Source organism: Bradyrhizobium sp. 482_C4_N1_8 (genome assembly GCF_052075965.1).
GTDB lineage: Bacteria > Pseudomonadota > Alphaproteobacteria > Rhizobiales > Xanthobacteraceae > Bradyrhizobium > Bradyrhizobium barranii.
Map to the genome: position 1 here is coordinate 5,333,288 of NZ_CP197231.1, position 17,015 is coordinate 5,350,302.

At 60.8% G+C, this 17,015-nt stretch carries 14 protein-coding genes; 10 read left to right on the forward strand and 4 right to left on the reverse strand.

What is annotated here, in order from left to right; all coding sequences use genetic code 11:
* Positions 1–23 precede the first annotated feature (23 nt).
* Positions 24–902 carry a bifunctional helix-turn-helix transcriptional regulator/GNAT family N-acetyltransferase gene (locus tag AB7Z56_RS25865; protein ID WP_063983755.1) on the forward strand — a complete coding sequence of 293 codons (879 nt, stop codon included), beginning with the start codon at positions 24–26 and terminating at the stop codon, positions 900–902.
* A 6-nt stretch (positions 903–908) separates the two neighbouring features.
* Here AB7Z56_RS25865 and AB7Z56_RS25870 read toward each other — a convergent pair whose 3' ends face one another.
* The gene (locus tag AB7Z56_RS25870) at positions 909–2,129 is read right to left on the reverse strand and encodes an MFS transporter (RefSeq protein ID WP_063983756.1); all 1,221 of its coding nucleotides are present in this window, start codon (positions 2,127–2,129) and stop codon (positions 909–911) included.
* Between the two features lie 322 nt (positions 2,130–2,451).
* Between AB7Z56_RS25870 and AB7Z56_RS25875 the strand changes: the two genes are divergently transcribed.
* The gene (locus tag AB7Z56_RS25875; protein ID WP_063983757.1) at positions 2,452–2,913 is read left to right on the forward strand and encodes a cupin domain-containing protein; all 462 of its coding nucleotides are present in this window, start codon (positions 2,452–2,454) and stop codon (positions 2,911–2,913) included.
* A gap of 17 nt (positions 2,914–2,930) precedes the next feature.
* On the opposite strand, the gene AB7Z56_RS25880 is transcribed toward AB7Z56_RS25875, so the two are convergent.
* Positions 2,931–3,509 (reverse strand): hypothetical protein, encoded by a 579-nt coding sequence (locus AB7Z56_RS25880; RefSeq protein ID WP_063983758.1) that lies wholly within the window; start codon positions 3,507–3,509, stop codon positions 2,931–2,933.
* A gap of 105 nt (positions 3,510–3,614) precedes the next feature.
* Positions 3,615–4,199: a TetR/AcrR family transcriptional regulator gene (locus AB7Z56_RS25885; RefSeq protein ID WP_063983759.1), complete on the reverse strand. Its 585-nt coding sequence runs from the start codon at positions 4,197–4,199 to the stop codon at positions 3,615–3,617.
* Positions 4,200–4,277: 78 nt separating this feature from the next.
* Between AB7Z56_RS25885 and AB7Z56_RS25890 the strand changes: the two genes are divergently transcribed.
* The 3 genes from AB7Z56_RS25890 (at position 4,278) to AB7Z56_RS25900 (ending at position 8,648) form a co-directional block, all read left to right on the forward strand.
* The gene (locus AB7Z56_RS25890; RefSeq protein WP_231144870.1) at positions 4,278–4,775 is read left to right on the forward strand and encodes a peptide deformylase; all 498 of its coding nucleotides are present in this window, start codon (positions 4,278–4,280) and stop codon (positions 4,773–4,775) included.
* A 428-nt stretch (positions 4,776–5,203) separates the two neighbouring features.
* The gene (locus AB7Z56_RS25895; protein ID WP_231144868.1) at positions 5,204–6,946 is read left to right on the forward strand and encodes an adenylate/guanylate cyclase domain-containing protein; all 1,743 of its coding nucleotides are present in this window, start codon (positions 5,204–5,206) and stop codon (positions 6,944–6,946) included.
* 751 nt (positions 6,947–7,697) lie between these two features.
* Positions 7,698–8,648, forward strand: coding sequence for a transglycosylase SLT domain-containing protein (locus AB7Z56_RS25900; RefSeq protein ID WP_354122525.1), 951 nt, complete (start codon positions 7,698–7,700; stop codon positions 8,646–8,648).
* 481 nt (positions 8,649–9,129) lie between these two features.
* Here the strand turns inward: AB7Z56_RS25900 and AB7Z56_RS25905 are convergent, their stop codons facing one another.
* Positions 9,130–10,149, reverse strand: coding sequence for a phosphatase PAP2 family protein (locus AB7Z56_RS25905; RefSeq protein ID WP_063983761.1), 1,020 nt, complete (start codon positions 10,147–10,149; stop codon positions 9,130–9,132).
* 154 nt (positions 10,150–10,303) lie between these two features.
* On the opposite strand from AB7Z56_RS25905, the gene AB7Z56_RS25910 reads away from it, so the two are divergent.
* The 5 genes from AB7Z56_RS25910 (at position 10,304) to clcA (ending at position 16,748) form a co-directional block, all read left to right on the forward strand.
* Positions 10,304–11,293: a phosphatase PAP2 family protein gene (locus tag AB7Z56_RS25910; protein WP_187387726.1), complete on the forward strand. Its 990-nt coding sequence runs from the start codon at positions 10,304–10,306 to the stop codon at positions 11,291–11,293.
* Positions 11,294–11,531: 238 nt separating this feature from the next.
* Positions 11,532–12,533 (forward strand): ABC transporter substrate-binding protein, encoded by a 1,002-nt coding sequence (locus AB7Z56_RS25915; protein WP_071914789.1) that lies wholly within the window; start codon positions 11,532–11,534, stop codon positions 12,531–12,533.
* 297 nt (positions 12,534–12,830) lie between these two features.
* Positions 12,831–14,504, forward strand: coding sequence for an arylsulfatase (locus tag AB7Z56_RS25920; protein ID WP_063983765.1), 1,674 nt, complete (start codon positions 12,831–12,833; stop codon positions 14,502–14,504).
* A 360-nt stretch (positions 14,505–14,864) separates the two neighbouring features.
* Positions 14,865–15,128: a hypothetical protein gene (locus tag AB7Z56_RS25925; protein ID WP_028157629.1), complete on the forward strand. Its 264-nt coding sequence runs from the start codon at positions 14,865–14,867 to the stop codon at positions 15,126–15,128.
* A gap of 291 nt (positions 15,129–15,419) precedes the next feature.
* Positions 15,420–16,748, forward strand: coding sequence for a H(+)/Cl(-) exchange transporter ClcA (clcA, locus tag AB7Z56_RS25930; protein WP_084795165.1), 1,329 nt, complete (start codon positions 15,420–15,422; stop codon positions 16,746–16,748).
* Positions 16,749–17,015 lie beyond the last annotated feature (267 nt).

The following is a 17,015-nucleotide window of genomic DNA, read 5'->3' on the forward strand; positions in this document are numbered from 1 at the left end:
ATATCTGACTAAAGTCAGATATCATGCTCGATCCCGTCTCCCGCGTCCGCCGCTTCAATCGCGCCGTGACCTCCGCCGTCGGCGCGCTCGACACCTCGTTCCTCGGGCGCGGCCGACCGCTCGGGGCGGCGCGCGTGCTCAATGCGATCGGACATGGGCGCTCGGACGTCGCGGAGATTCGCGACTATCTCGGCCTCGATTCCGGATTGATGAGTCGGCTGCTCCGCAGCCTCGAGGACGAAGGGCTGGTCGAGACCACGACACATGAGGACGATGCGCGCCGCCGTGTCGCGACGTTGACGCGTGCGGGACGGCGCGAGTTCGCAGCCTACGAGGCGCTGTCCAATACGCAGGCCGAAGGCTTCCTGGCGCAACATTCGCAGCGCGAGGCGCTGCTGGCGGCGATGGACCTGATCGCCTCCGCGCTGACGCGCGAGCGCGTCGCGTTGGACGAGATGGATCCACGGAGCGAAGCAGCACGTTATTGCCTGCGCGAGTACTATTCCGAGCTCGGCCGCCGCTTCAAGCAGGGTTTTGACGTCTCGCTGTCGCGCGATCCTGACGCCAAGGACATGCGCCGTCCGCGCGGCACCTTCATCGTGGCGATGTCCGACACGCTGCCGATCGGCTGCGTCGGATTGAAGGGAACGGATCACGGCTATGCCGAGATCAAGCGTCTCTGGGTTGCCCCCGCAGCGCGCGGATTGCGGCTCGGCCGGCGCCTGATGGACGCGGCCGAGAATGCCGCACGCGACCTCGGCGTCACGCTGCTGCGGCTCGACACCAACAGCGCGCTCGCCGAAGCCGGCCAGCTCTACCGCACCACGGGCTGGCGCGAGATCCCCCGCTTCAACGATGATCCCTACCCGGATCTCTTTTTCGAAAAGCACATCCAGTCATAGACCTCGTCACGCCGCCGCCACCGCGGTCTCGCCTTGCGGCTTCGCGAATGGCCTGAAATTCATCGCCATCAGGAAGGCGCCGAGGCCCATTGCCCAGGAGGCGATATAGAGCCAGGCGTAGCTGGAGAAGGCGTCGTAGATCAGGCCGCCGGCGAGCGGGCCGGTCGCCATGCCGAGGCTGCCGGCCATCGCCGTGCCGCCGATCACCGTGCCCATCATGCGCAGCGGAAAGTTCTCGCGCACCAGCACGGCATAGAGCGGCATGGTGCCGGCATAGATGAAGCCGAAGACGGCGCCGACCGCGTAGAACGTCGCGAGCTGCTGCGCGAAGACATAGGCGAGCGCGCCGAACGCCTGCAACAGCAGCCCCGTCACCAGCACGCGCTTGGCGCCGAAACGATCGCCGAGCAGCCCGAAGGCGATACGGCCGCCCATGCCGGCAAAACCCTCGATGCTGTAGATCGTCACCGCCGCGATCAGCGGGATGCCGCAGCTCACGGCATAGCTGACGGTGTGGATGATCGGGCCGGAATGGGTGGCGCAGCAGAAGAAGTTGGTGGCAAGCAGGATCATGAATTGCGGCGAGCGCAGCGCCTCGCCCAGCGACATCTCCCCTTGCGGCGCGCTCTCGCCCGCAGGCGCGGCCACGGCATGCGCCAGCGCGGGCGGGCGTCGCACCAGGAACGAGACCGGGATCATGATGGCGCCGACCACCAGCGCCACGATCTGCATCGAGGTGCGCCAGTCGTGGCCGGAGACGAGCCAGGCCGCGAGCGGCGCCATCGTCATCGGCGCCATGCCCATGCCGGCCGATACCAGCGACACAGCCAGGCTGCGATGGGTGTCGAACCAGCCGGTGACGGTCGCCATCATCGGCGCGAAGATCGCCGCGCAGGAGGCGCCGACCAGAAGGCCGAACATGACCTGGAACGCCAGCAGCGAAGTCGCATGACTTGCGGCGAACAGGCTGAGCGACAGCACCGTCGATCCCGTCAGCACCACCGGCAGCGGCCCGAATCTGTCGGTCGCCGTGCCCCAGGCCATGCTGGTGAAGGCCATCGCCAGGAAGCCGATCGTCATCGCGCTGGAAATGCCGGTCACCGACCAGCCGGTGTCCTTGGCGATCGGCTGGAGGAACACCGGCAGCGAAAACATGCCGCCGATCGCGACGCAGCCGAGCAAGCCGCCGGCGGCGACGATCACCCAGCGATAGGAGGAAGCGTTCATTTGGGTCTCCCGTCAGATCTGTCTGGGTGGAAGACGAATGGGAACTGCGCTTGCCGACAACGGCATCGAGGACACCAGATTTTTTTGGCGCCGCCAAACAAACCCCCGAAAACAACCCCATGCACAGTAGCCGGCCGCTGCCGGATCAAAGACTTACCAACGCCCTGCAACGCGAGGGGCGCGTTTGACACGTCGGGCAAAACACCGGCACAATGTCATCATCCCGCCAACGCGATCTCATCACACTCCGGACGCCGCCGATCTGGCGCACGCCACCGATCCGGTGCGCGGTCAATGCTCCGACTTCGGAGGGAATAGCTGCATGCCAAAGATTGATCTCGCCACCGTGCCGGGCCGAAAAGGCTCGGGTTATCCCGCGCCGCTCGACGCGCCCTGCGCCGAGCGCATCCGCCAACGGCTGGGCAATGCCGGAAAGCTTAAGGATTTCGGCGTCAACCTGATGCGTCTGCCGCCAGGCAGCTGGTCGAGCCAGCGCCACTGGCATTCGCATGAGGACGAGTTCGTCTATGTGCTCGAAGGCGAGCTGACGCTTGTCGAGGACGAGGGCGAAACCGTGCTGAGCGCCGGCGACTGCGCCGCCTTCCCGAAGGGAAGCGGCAACGGCCATCACATGATCAACCGGTCTGATGCGACGGCCGTCTACCTCGAAGTCGGCTCGCGCTCGCCCGATGACCTCATCACCTGCTCCGACGTCGACATGATGAGCCCGGCTTCCAGCGGCCGGTTCCTGCACAAGGACGGCACGCCCTATCCGCACGAATGAACGGCAACAGCGACGCCTCACATGGCTGCGCCATGCCGCCACTCGGTCACGGTCAGCCATACCGCCGAGACCAGGAAGTAGATCGCGCCGACCGCAGCGTAGCCCGCGACATTTGCGATCGTTGGAGACATCGGCGTCGTGGCCTGAAAGATGAAGAAGCCACCGGCCAGAGCCGACTGGCCGCCGCTGAGCACCATGGCCCACTGCGCGCCAAAACTTCTCCAGCGGCGAATCGCGGTCCCCAGCTGGAGCAATCCGGACAGGATCGCCCAGGCCCCGAAGACGCCGAGCACCCCGTTCATGCTCATCTGCAAGGCGACGAGGACCGCGACAGTGGTCACCAGGCTGACCAGAACGTTCAGCGCCTGCGTGCGATTTTGAGCGAGCCCGCCACTGCGCAACGCGTCGACCAAGTTCGCCGCCGCATCCCATGCCGGATAGAGCACGAGCAAGGCTCCGGCAATCGCCGCGGATGACGGCCCGACGGCAAAGGCGGCAACGACCCAGGCGACGGAGAACGCCGCCCGGATGAAGTAGTAGAGCTTCAGCCATTGCTCGCGGTCGGCCCGAACGAGATCCAATTGATGATGCGTCACTGCACTCTCTCCTTTACCTACTAGTTGGTAGTTTTCCCGCACAACAAGTCACCCTCGCCCGCAAGCTCACCTGCGGGCGTGTCGTTGTCGTCTCGTCGATATGTTTCAGTGCCTGGCGGACAACCGATCCAGCAGCGGCCCGGTGATCACACCGAACATCTTTGGATCGCCATAGGCACGCGCCGACAGCATCGCGCCGTGAACGGTCGCCATGAAGCCTTCAGCCTCGATCTTCGCTGCGCTGGAGAGATGCAGCTGCCCCTTCCGCTTGCCGCGCTCCATCACCGAGGTCAGCCACGACGCCAGCGAACGGAAATGCGCGCGGACCTCAAGCGCCACCTGCTCCGGCAGGATCGGTAGCTCGCAGGCAAGCAGCGCACACACGCAGAAAGGCGCCGTCGCATCATTGATGCACGCCTCCCAATACCGGACATAGCTTTTGAGCTGGTCGCGGGGGTCCGCGACATTGCGTTCGAGCGCGGACAGTCCCGCCTCGGCTTCCGCGCGATAGCGCGACACGAGGGTTCGGACCAGATCGACCTTGCTGGCGAAATGGTGGTGGATGCTCGGCTTGCGGATACCGACGATTTCGGCCACGTCGGCATAGCTGAAGCCGTTATAGCCGCCCGCGATGATCAGGGTACGCGCGCAGGCCAGGATGTCGTCGGCCGTCGACGAAACGTTGGTCATGGCGGATTGACTACCTTCCAGTTGGTAGGCAGTCAAGAACGGGATGCTTCAACCATCCGTGAGTGGTAGGGAGCCTGCATGACCATTCGTCCCCTCCTCCGCTATCCCGATCGCCGGCTCGCGACGCCGGCCCATCCCGTCACCGCATTCGACGGCGCGTTGCGCGAGCTTGCAGCCGACCTGCTCGACACCATGCGCGCCGCGCCCGGCATCGGCATCACGGCGCCGCATATCGGCGTGCCCTTGCGCGTCGTCGTGCTCGAGCTCGACGCCAAGGCGGGTCCGCAAACCTACGTCAATCCGGAGATCGAGTGGGCTTCGCCCGAGATGATCCTGCACAAGGAAGGCAGCGTCTCGATGCCCGGCGTCAACGACGAGGTCCAGCGCCACGCAAGGGTGCGGATCAGCTACTGGGATCTCGACGGCAACATGCACAGCGAGGAGTCGGATGGCTTACGCGCCGTTTGTCACCAGCACGAGATCGACCAGCTCGACGGCATGTTCTGGATCCAGCGGCTGTCGCGGCTGAAGCGGGAACGGCTGGTGAAGAAGTTCGAGAAGATGTCGCGGGATTGAGCGCGTCGCACAGCCAGTGCAGGCTCGCCGACAGACCTGGTTGTGTCGATGCGTGTTGCAGCTCTGAGATGTTCATGGATTTCGGTAGAGGTCGGCACTGGGTCTCGGCATACAGAGCGAGATTTCAGAGAGAACTCCCGCCACTGCAGCTCCAGGTTTGCACGAAATTCAAGCCGATTGGCGTTGTACTTCCAGAGGGCGTGTACTCATTGAGGCGAGATGTCCGCTTTCGGATGCGAAGCAGAACTCACGTGCTCGATCCAAGCCTTACCGGTCGTGACCCAACTCGGACCTTCCGAGTTGCCGCAACAGCAAATGCCACCTCGGGGCAACAGGGCCCTCCCGCGATTACCGCTCACAGGTCCGCAACAAAGTGCTAGGCTCCTCCTGGCCCCAGCGAATTTTTGGCTGGCCGTTCGGAGAGAGCTGTGACGGAGCAGCGGGTTCAAAGGCGATTAGCGGCGATTTTGGCTGCCGACGTGGTCGGCTACTCTGCGTTGATGCAACGCGCCGAGGAAGCTACCTATGCCGAGTTCGAGCGGCTCAAGCGAGAACTGATCGAGCCGAGCCTCTCCCGCCACGAAGGCCGTCTAATCAAGACAACGGGTGATGGCGCACTCGCCGAGTTCGCCAGTCCCCTGGCCGCCATGAGATGCGCGGTTGAGATACAGGATCATCTCGCCGAGGGTAGCGGTCCATTCAAGCTACGCATCGGGCTCAACCTTGGTGACGTGATCGTTGGACAGGACGACGACCTCTACGGCGACGGGATCAACATTGCTGTTCGGCTGGAGGGGATCGCCGATCCGGGCGGTATCCTGATTTCCGACAAGGTCTACAACGAAGTCGAGGGCAAGCTAGACGCTGGCTTCGAGGATCGTGGCGAGCAGCAGCTCAAGAACATCTCCAAGCCGGTCCGCGCCTACGCTGTCCGCGCCGGAGCGCCAGGGGCGCTGACAGAGGGGCTGAGTGCGGCCCCGCCACACCCGGACAAGCCTTCCATCGCCGTACTGCCGTTCGAGAACATGAGCGGCGATCCCGAACAGGAATACTTTGCGGACGGAATGGTCGAGGAGATCATCACCGCACTGTCGCGCTTCAAGTCGCTGTTCGTGATCGCGCGCAATTCGAGCTTCACCTTCAAGGGTCGAGCGGTCGATATCAAGGAGGTCGGGCGAAGGCTCGGCGTGCGCTATGTCCTCGAGGGGTCTGTGCGGAAGGCGTCGGGGAAAGTTCGCATCACAGGGCAGTTGATCGATGCGGTTACAGGCGCGCACATCTGGGTGGACAGGTTTGAGCGTGACCTGACCGACGTTTTTGCTCTTCAGGACGAAGTAACGCTCGCCGTTGTCTCGGCCATTGAGCCAAAGATGCTTCAAACAGAAATTGAATTGGCGACGCGGCGGCGGCCAGAGAACCTCACCGCGTATGATTTTTATCTCCGTGCCATGCCGCAGTTCTACCTAAGGACCCGCGAAGGGTTGGCCGAGGCAATCCGACTGTTCCACCGCGCCTTGGAGCTCGACCCTCGGTTCGGCGCTGTCGCGGCTCTGGCAGGTGTCTGCCACATGCTCAACGTCCTTTTGGGCTATGCCAACGACCCTCAGTTCGACCGCAAGGAAGCGGTTCGGCTTGCTCGTTTGGCATTGAGCATCGACGATGGCGATCCGGACACGTTAGCAAGGGCTGCCGTAATCTCGGCGTTCATGGTCGGCGATCGTGAAGCCGAGATCGAAATGGCTGACCGGGCGGTCGGGCTCAACCCAAATTCATGGCTCACATGGAGCTGCAGAGGCCATGTCTATAGAATTGCGGGGCTGCCGGAGGAAGCGATCTGGAGCTTTGAACGTGCCGTTCGCATGAGCCCAGTAGACCCGCTACTATACATGACGCTTACTGGCATTGGGCAGGCCCTTATCGAGCTTCGCCGCTTTGACGAAGCCATCGTCGTATTGAAGAAAGCCCTTCGTCAGAACCTTTATTTGGCAACTTACCAATGGCTCGCGTCCGCCTTCGCCCATCTCGGACGTGACGCTGAGGCGCACGACGCGGCGGCGCGTGTGCTTGAGATCGATCCCGCCTTTACAATATCGGCGCTTATCGCCCGGGCCGGACTATCAAACGCAAAGCTGTTTATTGAGGGTCTTCGGAAAGCGGGGTTGCCCGATTAGCTCTCCATCCCATGAGGCGATTGAATAGCGGCACTCTGCTGCGACGCATGAGTCCGGTTATGGCCCATCGCTTCAGTTTGCGACATGTCCGGAGCGGGGAGTAGACCGGAGTCTTCGAGCTACGGGCCAACCGACGCGATTGACCCAACTGAGACATTGGCGCACTAGTTTACTGTTGTGCAAGAATGCGGCAGGCGCTGTGGTAAGCCGCAACGCTCCGGCCCGAGCGGAGACAACGGTCACGGCAGACCTGAGCTTGGCTAGACCAGCTCCGCTGAGACCGACGCTAGCGCGTCATAAAGCGGATCGCGATTGTCCATTCCCAGCGAACCGTCCTCGGGTCTTGCGACGTCGCGGCCTCGAGATGCTTGGGAGCGGTGTGCGCGCGGGCGCCGGTCTCGATGCGCTAACGCACGAAGATGCCTTGTTTAGCGATGGTTGCGCGATATGGCGCCCGTCCTGTTCCTCGGCGGGAGGCGCATCACGACCGCAACTTTCAATTTAGGCAATCTTGGCGACGTGACCGAGACCGGCCGCACCTGCGCCACAGGTGCGCCCCATTGTCATCCCCTCACCTCCTTAATCTGCGTGCCAAGTCGGGGACGTGAATGGGGGGACCGCGGCCGCGCGGCTGGCGACATTGAAGATTTGGCAAACAAGCTGTATTGCCGGCGCGCTGACAGCGACTTCGCTTGTCGCGATTGGTCAGATCGCGGTACCGCGCCCAAGCATCGCAACGCCGAATGCAAGAGTGGCTGATGCATTCAGCGGCATCCCGCTGAATGTGACGACGGTTCTGTCAAATGCTGGCGCCGCGTTTCCGGCCCCGGCCATCGAGACGAAATTCGATACAGGATTATCGGCTAATGCGATCGTTGCGGCGGGATTCAGCGCCGCGGCGCCGGACTCGGTGCCGCCGTCCGATGTAACCACTTCGCAAGAGCCAATGGTGCAGGTCGCCAGCCTTGAGGCAGCGTCGCCCGAGAACTCGGCAACGCTACAGCAGGACCGTCCGCCCGTTGCTTCGCCCAATCCGGGCGAAGGCAAACCGTCGTATCTCAAATACTACGTCTACTCGGAAATTCCGCCGCCGGAAAAACCCGCAAAGATCGCCTTGTCGGCGTTGAGCGACGTTCCGCTCGGAACGCCCGTCCAGGAGATCGAACGTGCAGCCGAAGCGTTCGGTGTCGATGTCAACTTCATGAAGGCGGTCGCCAAAATCGAATCCGATTTCAATCCCAAGCAACGCACCGGCTCCTATATCGGCCTGTTCCAGCTGAGCAAGTTTGAGTTCAGCAAATACGGATCGGGCGACATCCTCAATCCTCGCGACAACGCTGTAGGTGCCGCCTACAAGTTTCTCAGCGAGGCTGCGCTATTCGAAATATTGACGCAGAAAAAGCCGACCCTTTCCGACCTCTACCTGATCCACCAGCAGGGCTGGGAAGGAGCCGCCCAACACATCAGCCGTCCGCAGCGGATTGCCTGGAAGTCGATGTGCGCAACCCGGGAGGGCTCGGCAAAGGGCGAGCGATGGTGCAAGCGCGCTATCTGGGGCAATACGCTGCCTGCGGTCAAACGCGAATGGAAGTCGGTCGATGATCTCACCTCGGGTGCGTTCGTGGCGATGTGGCGGGACCGCGTCGACACGCTCTATGCCCGCTATCCTGTGCTAACGGCGGCGGCCGAACGCTCGAGATAGAACAGCTTGCGACTGCGCACACGCACACCTCTGGGTCGACATTCGTTTCGTCGAGAAGCTGTGTCGGCAATCTAGTTTCCGGCGCCAGGTAAGTTTGCGTTCCGCTCAGAGACTGGGTGGTTGTTCGGCTCCCGCGGCCGGATTGACCCAATACCTCGACCAGTGCCGCTCCGCGGCCCGGACTCCTAGATTATTCACAGGCAATCACGTCGGCTGATAACCCATCAGCGAAGTGACGACACTCCTCGTTGAGGTCCGCTTAGTGGGGTGAAGCGGACTGGATTTGCTCACTCTGAGTTCTTCGCATTTTGACCCAAAGCGGTCGAACGTACCCAATCTAGTTGTTGTCATCGTCTGCTGTGGGAGCCTTCCGAAGAAGGTAGGAGCGCAGCCAGCAAAATTAGTGCTTTCCCCAAATTTATTGAAACGTCACCAACGTTAGACTCTGTCACCGGCACGCCAGTGGTGACCATTACAGCAGTCATTGCACGTGAAGCTCTGTCACTTGAGACACAGGCGACGCTCCTTTCCAACGGCCTTCCTGAGCCAGATGGTTTCCGAGACGTTGCACAGTGTAAATTGATCCGAGGGCAACGACCAATCCAGCCCAGACATCAGCGAAGAAGTGCCCACCACCGATCGGCGTAGCCGCGATCATGACGACATTCCACAAAAGGCCGGCGATCCTCAGCCACCGGAACGGCCAAAGAGCCCAAGCGTAAAGAACCGCACAAACGGCATGAAAACTCGGAAACGTCAGGATAGAACCTAGAGAATAGGCGTTGAGCAGTCTGGTGGTGCCGTCGCGCACGAGCGGAAGTTCTTTCAGGGTCCCGTAGTAGACGACTGGTTCGATATTGGGATGGTCGGCCGGCACGATTCCGACCGCGTGATAAGCGCCAATCGCCGGCACCAGCGTGGAGATGATGGTTGTCGCAATCAGCGCGATGGCGAAGCCAAACGCGAACTCTGCTGCACGTCGGTGATGACCGAACAGCGGCAGGATAAACATCAGGATAAGAAGCTGCCGATGGATGGAACCGTATGTTTGCGTGAAAGCCCAGCGCAGCGGCAGTTGGTCGTTCACGAGGCCGAGGTAGGCCCTGAAATCGAATCCAAGCATACGGTCGAGCGCCAGCAGATTTTTTTCCTGCATGGGCAAATTCGCTGCAGCCGCGACGTAACCGAGAGAAATGAGCAGCACGAGCATTGAAATGAACTGCGCCAGCGTTATGAGCGTGGCGTAGATGTTCGCGTTTCTGGCCGCGGATCGCTCATTGAGATGACCGATGATACCGTAGAGCCCGGCCATTCCGAGCATGGCGAGGTAGCTGCTCCACTCGACACGGAAACTGGTTAGCAAAAGGCCAAGACAAAGACTGACCAGAACGAGGAAGATGAGCGCCCAATTCAGCTGGAACAGGCGCAGAGAAACAAGTTCGTCTTGCGTTAAGCTGTCCTGCTTTGAATGTGACGCCCCCCCATAAGACTCCAGAGCCATTTGCAGTCACCCGTGGAATTGCGATAGCGCAAATAGCATTACAACCATTAATACATTAACAATAAAAGCGTGTGTAACAGATTGGGTACACGCCTTGGCACGCCCTCAGATTGTAGGTCGTTGTGGCTATTGTGCTTCCAAAGAGGAGTCGCACTTGGTCGGTCACATGGAGCGACGGATTGCAAACAGGTTGCAATTGATCAATTGGAGCCTTGTAGCTGGATGTGCGATGTCACTTTGCCTCGGACTGGCTGTAACAACCTTCACGCTGGAAGGTCTGGTAACGACGGAGGTCGTCACAGCGCCAGCGCTGGCGGCTACCGGGTTGTGGCTCATGCGGCGGAGTTGGGGCGAGCGACCGGCATTCACGATGCTTGCATTTGCGCAGATGGGATCTGGCGTGATCTGCGCGGCGCCGCTGTCGTATATCGGCTTGAGCGCCGGGATGCCGCTGCAGGACTCAAGATTCGCCGAGCTCGACCGATTGCTCGGCCTGGATTGGCCTGCATATTTCCATTTTGCGATGGCCAATCCGGAATTGCTGCTCTACGCCAAGTTCTTTTACGCAATGATCCTCGTGCCAGCCTTCGGCGTACCGGTCATACTGGGGCTGACGGGGCAATATATCCGTCTGCAGCAGTTCGTGATGGCGGCAATTTTGGCGTTGTGCGTGGTGATTGCTGTCTCCACCCTGTTTCCGGCGATCGGCACCTATTTCGAGTTTGGGCTCCCCTCCGACACCGAGATATTCAAGGCGAACGGATATGGAGGACAGGCGCGCGACATACCGATGCTACGCGATGGCACGCTGCGAGCACTCAAGCTCACGGAACTCGGCGGCATCCTCACCTTCCCGAGCTTTCACGCTGCGACGGCGCTTCTTAGCATCTGGAGTTTGTGGAGCATCTGGTGGCTGCGTCCCGCCCTCCTGATCTTGAATGCGGGAATGCTCGTTGCGACCCCGCTGGTTGGGGGGCATTATTTTGTTGATGTGATCGCCGGCGTGTCGGTGGCTGCGCTGACGATCCAGTTGTCGAAATGCCTAACGGCGGTCGTCGCTGCAAGCCCGCTGGCGGTCTCGACGCAGTCGGCATCGGCGGAACCGGGTCGGCTGGTCGATCCTGCCTTTGGCCGCGGCGTTTGAACGGCCACGCCGTCGTAAGAAGTCCCGGTTTGGGATACACCTTTGGACGCCGGCTTTTGGCTCCAAGCGGTCGACCCGGCATGTCCGCTAGATGTCCGCTCCTTGGGGGTGAAGCAGACTTGATATGCTCAGCCCGAGTTCTTCCGTGTGTGACCCAAAGCAGACTTTCACCGGCCTGATTACACTTCCAAGGCGCCACCTTTTGTCTGTACGATAGTTCGGCTTGGCTGAGGGCCGCATGAAACGGCGCAAGTTCATCACGGTTGTTGGGGGTATGGCTGCAACGTGGCCGTTCGCAGGTCATGCTCAGCAATCGACCAAGCTTCATCAGATCGGTGTGCTTTCACTCGGCCGCGGTGACAAGTCCGACGCAAGTCTAAAGACTCTCGATGCGTTTGTGCCGGCATTGCGTGTGCTCGGCTATACTGAAGGAAAGAATGTCGCGTTTTACCGTAAATTCGCAGACGGCGATGAGGACAAGCTCAACGAGTACGCGCAGGAATTCGTGACGCACCGCGTCGACGCAATTGTTGCTTTGGCTACCCCGGCCGTCCGCGCAGCCAAGAAAGCGACTTCCACCATTCCGATTGTCGGCATAGGCATGGCAGATCCCGTCGACGACGAACTCGCTTCCAGCCTGGCGCGGCCGGGCGGCAATGTCACCGGGACGGCATTTCTCGGCCCGGAGTTGGTGTCCAAACGGCTTCAACTGCTTAAGGAGATCGTTCCCGGTCTCTCTCACGTTGTCGTTTTGTGGCACCCTCGCGCATACGGTGAGCGCACAATGAAGGGGATGCTGAACGAGATTGAGAGCGCCGCCCGATCTCTCGGAGCAAGCCTTCAACTTGTGCCGGCGGATAGCCCCGCCGATCTCGAAAGCGCGTTTGCGGAGTTGGCCAAAGCGCGAGCGGATGGTCTCGTCGTGTTTCCTAGTCCGATGCTGTACAGCCAGTACTCTCGGATTGTACCCTTTGCCGAGAAGAACCGCCTCCCGACGATCTACGCCGCCAGAGAGGGCGTGGAGCTCGGTGGCCTTGTCTCTTACGGAGTCAACCTGCCTGACCTGTCACGCGCGACCGCTATCTATCTGGACCGAATACTCAAAGGCGCAACGCCGGCCGAGTTGCCGATACAGCAGCCAACCAAGTTCGAGCTGGTTGTAAACCTTAAAGCGGCCAAGGCGCTTGGTTTGGCGGCTGGTCGAGACTCTCTCCTGACCGCCGACGAAGTGTTCGAATGAGCAGGCAGAATGTCTGCGATTGGCCCCTTTGAGACATGCCGCCCCTCACGATGAATGTCGGTTTTCGGGGGTAAAGCGGAAGTAGCGCGGACATCGCCAAACCGTCGCTTTTTGACCCGCAGCGGACATCGTGGAGCGACGCCTAGCAAGCGGCATAGACCCGTCACAATCGGTGTCTTGATCTAAATCAAACAATCGCACATTGAACACGCTGTGGCGCAGAGCTAAAAAGCACGACTGCGACATATCCATTCGTTTGGCACAAGTGACCGACCTTTGAAATCGGAGGAAGCAGTCATGAGTATCCGAAAGAGTGTTGCGCACGGCATGTTCGCACTGTTCGGCGCGATGTTGGTTGCGGTACCTCAAGCGACCGCACAGCAGCAGAAGCGGCCAAATGTCGTCATGCTAATGACGGATGACACTGGATGGAACGATTTCGGCGCCTATAGCGGGGGTGGCGCCGCGCTCGGCCATCCAACACCAAACATCGACCGGATCGCTAAGGAAGGCGCGACGTTCACGAACTGGTACGGGCAAGCAAGCTGCACGGCAGGCCGCGCCTCGTTTATAACCGGACGTATTCCGATCCGTTCGGCTCTCTCCATCGTGGTCGCTCCCGGCGATGAGAATGCGCTCAAAAAGGAGACGCCGACCATAGCCGAATTTTTTCAAAAGAACGGCTACTCCACCTACTTTTCTGGCAAATGGCATCTCGGTGATAAGCCGGAGTCCTATCCGATCGAGCACGGGTTCGACGAGATGAAGGCGTTCGCCGCATACTATCCGGGCGTCTACACCTATGCCGATACGTCCAAGTGGTTTCATCCATGGTTTCCCTCGTACAACCCAGAGATCGCGAAAGCCTATTTTGATGTCGTAAACATGTACGAGTGGGAGGGAGTTGCTGGACAACCGGCGAAGAGAGGCGAGTACATTACGTACGATTACCTCGCCAACTTTGACGTCCGGCAGGCTGATTACGCAATCGATTACATCAAGAAGCACGCCAAGGACGCCAAGCCATTCTTCATGGACGTCAATTTCATGAAGATGCACAACCCGACCAACGCATCATCAAAATTCGCCGGGAAGTCGCGGTTGGGCGATTACTCGGACTCGGTGATAGAACTCGATGACGACATCGGCCGGGTCATGGACGCGATCCGTGCCGAAGCGCCGAATACGATTGTGATCGTAACGGCAGACAACGGGGCGTGGCAGGATGCTTATCCTGATGCGGGCACCACGCCTTTCCGCGGCGAAAAGGGTTCAGCATTTGAAGGAGGCTGGCGCGTACCCGGGTTAATGTGGTGGCCCGAACACATTCCCGCCGGTGCAAATTACCATGAAATGATGTCCCATATCGACTGCTGGGCAACGCTCGCCAAGATGGTCGGCCTGAGCCCGCCGCCGCACGGCGCATGGACCGACGATAATGGCAGGCCAATCTACTTCGACAGCATCGACAACAGCGAGTACATCCTCGGCCGCGCGAAGCACTCGGCACGAAGGTCGTGGATTTACATCGACGGCGAAAGCTTCATGGGAGCGCGGGCGGATGTCGGCGGTGATCCAACCAACCCCGATCTCAGCATCGCGTGGAAGTATCTCTGGACGGCCAAGGACACTTGGCTCGGTCCGGAGCAAAATCTCGGCGCGATTGGCTCGGTCTACAATCTGACGATGGACCCATTCGAGAAATACGACATGGTTTTCAACGGCGCGATGTCGGCACGTATGCCATTGCAGTCGCCGGGCAAGTACACCGGACAGGACAACGGCTGGGTCTTGGCACTAATCTTCCCCGTCGTGATGGAGTTCAACAAATCGATTGCCGACTATCCAAGCATCAAGCGTAAGCCGGGCGGAGCCTCGAACGATTGGAGACCGGATCTGCAGCGCCCGGAAAACCCGGTCCCGATGCTCGACATGAAAAACCTGCCGAATATCAAGGGGAGCGGTGGGTAATATCGCGACGTCCCGTGAAGCCATTGGCTGACGGGCTGCATCAAGCGGCATACGGCGGGTCGGCTTTCACGAGCGGCTCGCCGTCGCGCATCGAGTGCTTGCCCGGCGGGAGCCAACGTCGCCTTTTGGCCCATCAGCGAAGTGACGACACCTTTCATTGAGGTCCGCTTGGTGGGGTAGAGCGGACTGACTTTGCTCACTCTGTGTTCTTCGCATTTTGACCCGAAGGCGACATCCGAGGAGGTCGCCAGACAATAGCCTTGCTGAGATCACTCTCCTTGACATTTCAGCTTGTCGACGCTGACGCTGCATTGCTCGGCGATCGTCTTGCAGCCTTCGCAGCGTTGGAAAGGTATCACCATGAGGAAGACGTTGTTGGCTCTCGCTGCCGTCGCGACTTTGGTCGTTTCAGCAGCCTCGCCCGCTTATGCTGGTCCGCGCTATGATTACGGCCCCGGCGGCAATCCGTATCCGCGCACTTATCCCGGACCCGGCGGCTATCCGTACTGGTCGGGCTATGTCGATGCCCCGGTTGGAGAGCCGATCCCGCCCTGCCACTGGATAACCCAGCGCTTCTGGGACGGGCATGGCTGGCGCGAGCGCCGCGTGCGCATCTGCGGCTGATCAGGTCGCGGCTGTTTCAGTTGTCTGTTTTTGGCCCGTGGCTGACCTCTGCTCAGAGGGCTGCAATGTCTGCTTTCAGGAGATAAGCGAACCAGGTCAAGCAGGTTGTCGAAGTCAGCCTGTGACCCAAAGCGGGGCCTTGGTTCGGCGCACCTTTTCGTTGGGACGTGCGGTGAGGTCCCTCGGAGAGGCAGTTGTTCGGTCAAGTTGGAAGCATTCTTTTCCGGGACATTCGCCAGTGATTTTGGCAAAGATTAGCCCTTGCGAAGGCCTCGGGATCATCGACCAGCCGTGGACCATAACCCTGACGACGACCGGCAAGTCGCAGACGAACGTCGCAGCCTGTTGGGGCTCGCGGCGATGGCTCTCATCATAGGAGCGGCGACTGGATGTGTTGGGGCGATCTTCCGGCTTTTGCTCGCGCATGCCGATCGTCTGCGCGATGCGATGATCGCCTGGGCCCATGGCCACGCAATCTGGGGGTTCTTGACTGTCGTCGGCGCGTGCGGTGTCGCGACCCTGGTTGCCGCGTGGATGGTACGGCAATTCTCGCCACACGCTTCGGGCAGCGGCATTCCGCATGTCGAAGCTGTTCTGCGCGAAGAGATCCCGCCGGCTCCGTTTCGCCTGGTGCCAGTGAAATTCTTCGGCGGAATACTGGCGATCGGCTCCGGGCTGGCGCTGGGCCGTGAGGGGCCGACCGTCCAGATGGGCGCCGGTATCGCGGTTTTCGCTGCGCGCGTCTGCCGGTTGTGTTGGGCGGACTCGCGAGTGCTTCTGGCGGCCGGCGCCGGCGCCGGCCTTGCAACGGCCTTCAATGCGCCGATTGCCGGGCTCGTGTTCGTGCTGGAGGAACTGGTGCAGAGGTTCGAACACCGTGTTGCCGTCGCCGCCCTTGCAGCGCTGGCGACGGCGATCCCGGTCGCAAGGCTGCTTCTCGGCGACGCGCCCGACTTCCAGGTCGCGCCGCTGAGCTATCCCAGCGCTGAGTCCGCCCCGCTCTTCCTTGCTCTCGGTGGTATCGCGGGCCTGCTGGCCGTCGCATACAATCGTACCCTGCTCGCGACCATCGCGTTTCGCGACCGATTTGGAGGACTACCGATCGAGCTCCGCGCCGGATTGATTGGCGCAAGCGTCGGCATGTTGGCCTGGTTCGCGCCCGAACTGGTCGGTGGCGGAGATCAGATCACGCAGCGGGCGCTGATCGGCCACGAGAGTGTGGGGATCCTGGGGGGCGCGTTCCTGATCCGATTCGGACTCGGCGCTCTCTCATACGCTGCCGGCACGCCCGGCGGCCTGTTCGCACCCTTGCTCGTGCTGGGAGCCCAGTCTGGGTTGCTGTTCGGGGCGGCTTGCCGTCTTGCATTCCCGGCGCTCTCTATCCAGCCGGAAGCATTTGCTTTGGTGGGCATGGCCGCTCTCTTCACCGGCGTTGTGCGCGCGCCGGTGACCGGCATCGTTCTCGTCGCTGAAATGACCGGTAACGTGACGATGCTGCTGCCGATGCTGGGAGCTTGCTTCATGGCGATGCTGCTGCCCATGCTGCTGGGTAATGCGCCGATTTACGATTCCCTGCGTGAGCATACGCTGCGCTTGGAGCGGCAAATCAGACAGAGATGAGATCGGTGTCACCCACCCCAACGACGCCGATGCGTTGCAACGTTTTGAGCCTTCGACTTCCCCATCGGAAATTCTGTTCTTGAGCAGCGTTCATTTCCGCTTGTGGGCCCCTGGCGGACGCTTTGTGGTCTTTGCTCAGATGTCGGCTTGTGACCCAACGCGGACGTAGCCGCTGTGCGCAGGCGGAAACCAAGACCTCCTTCAATGCGACGAAACAAAACCTGTCGGGATGAAACCATTTTCCGGCGTTCACGAAGGCATGGTGAA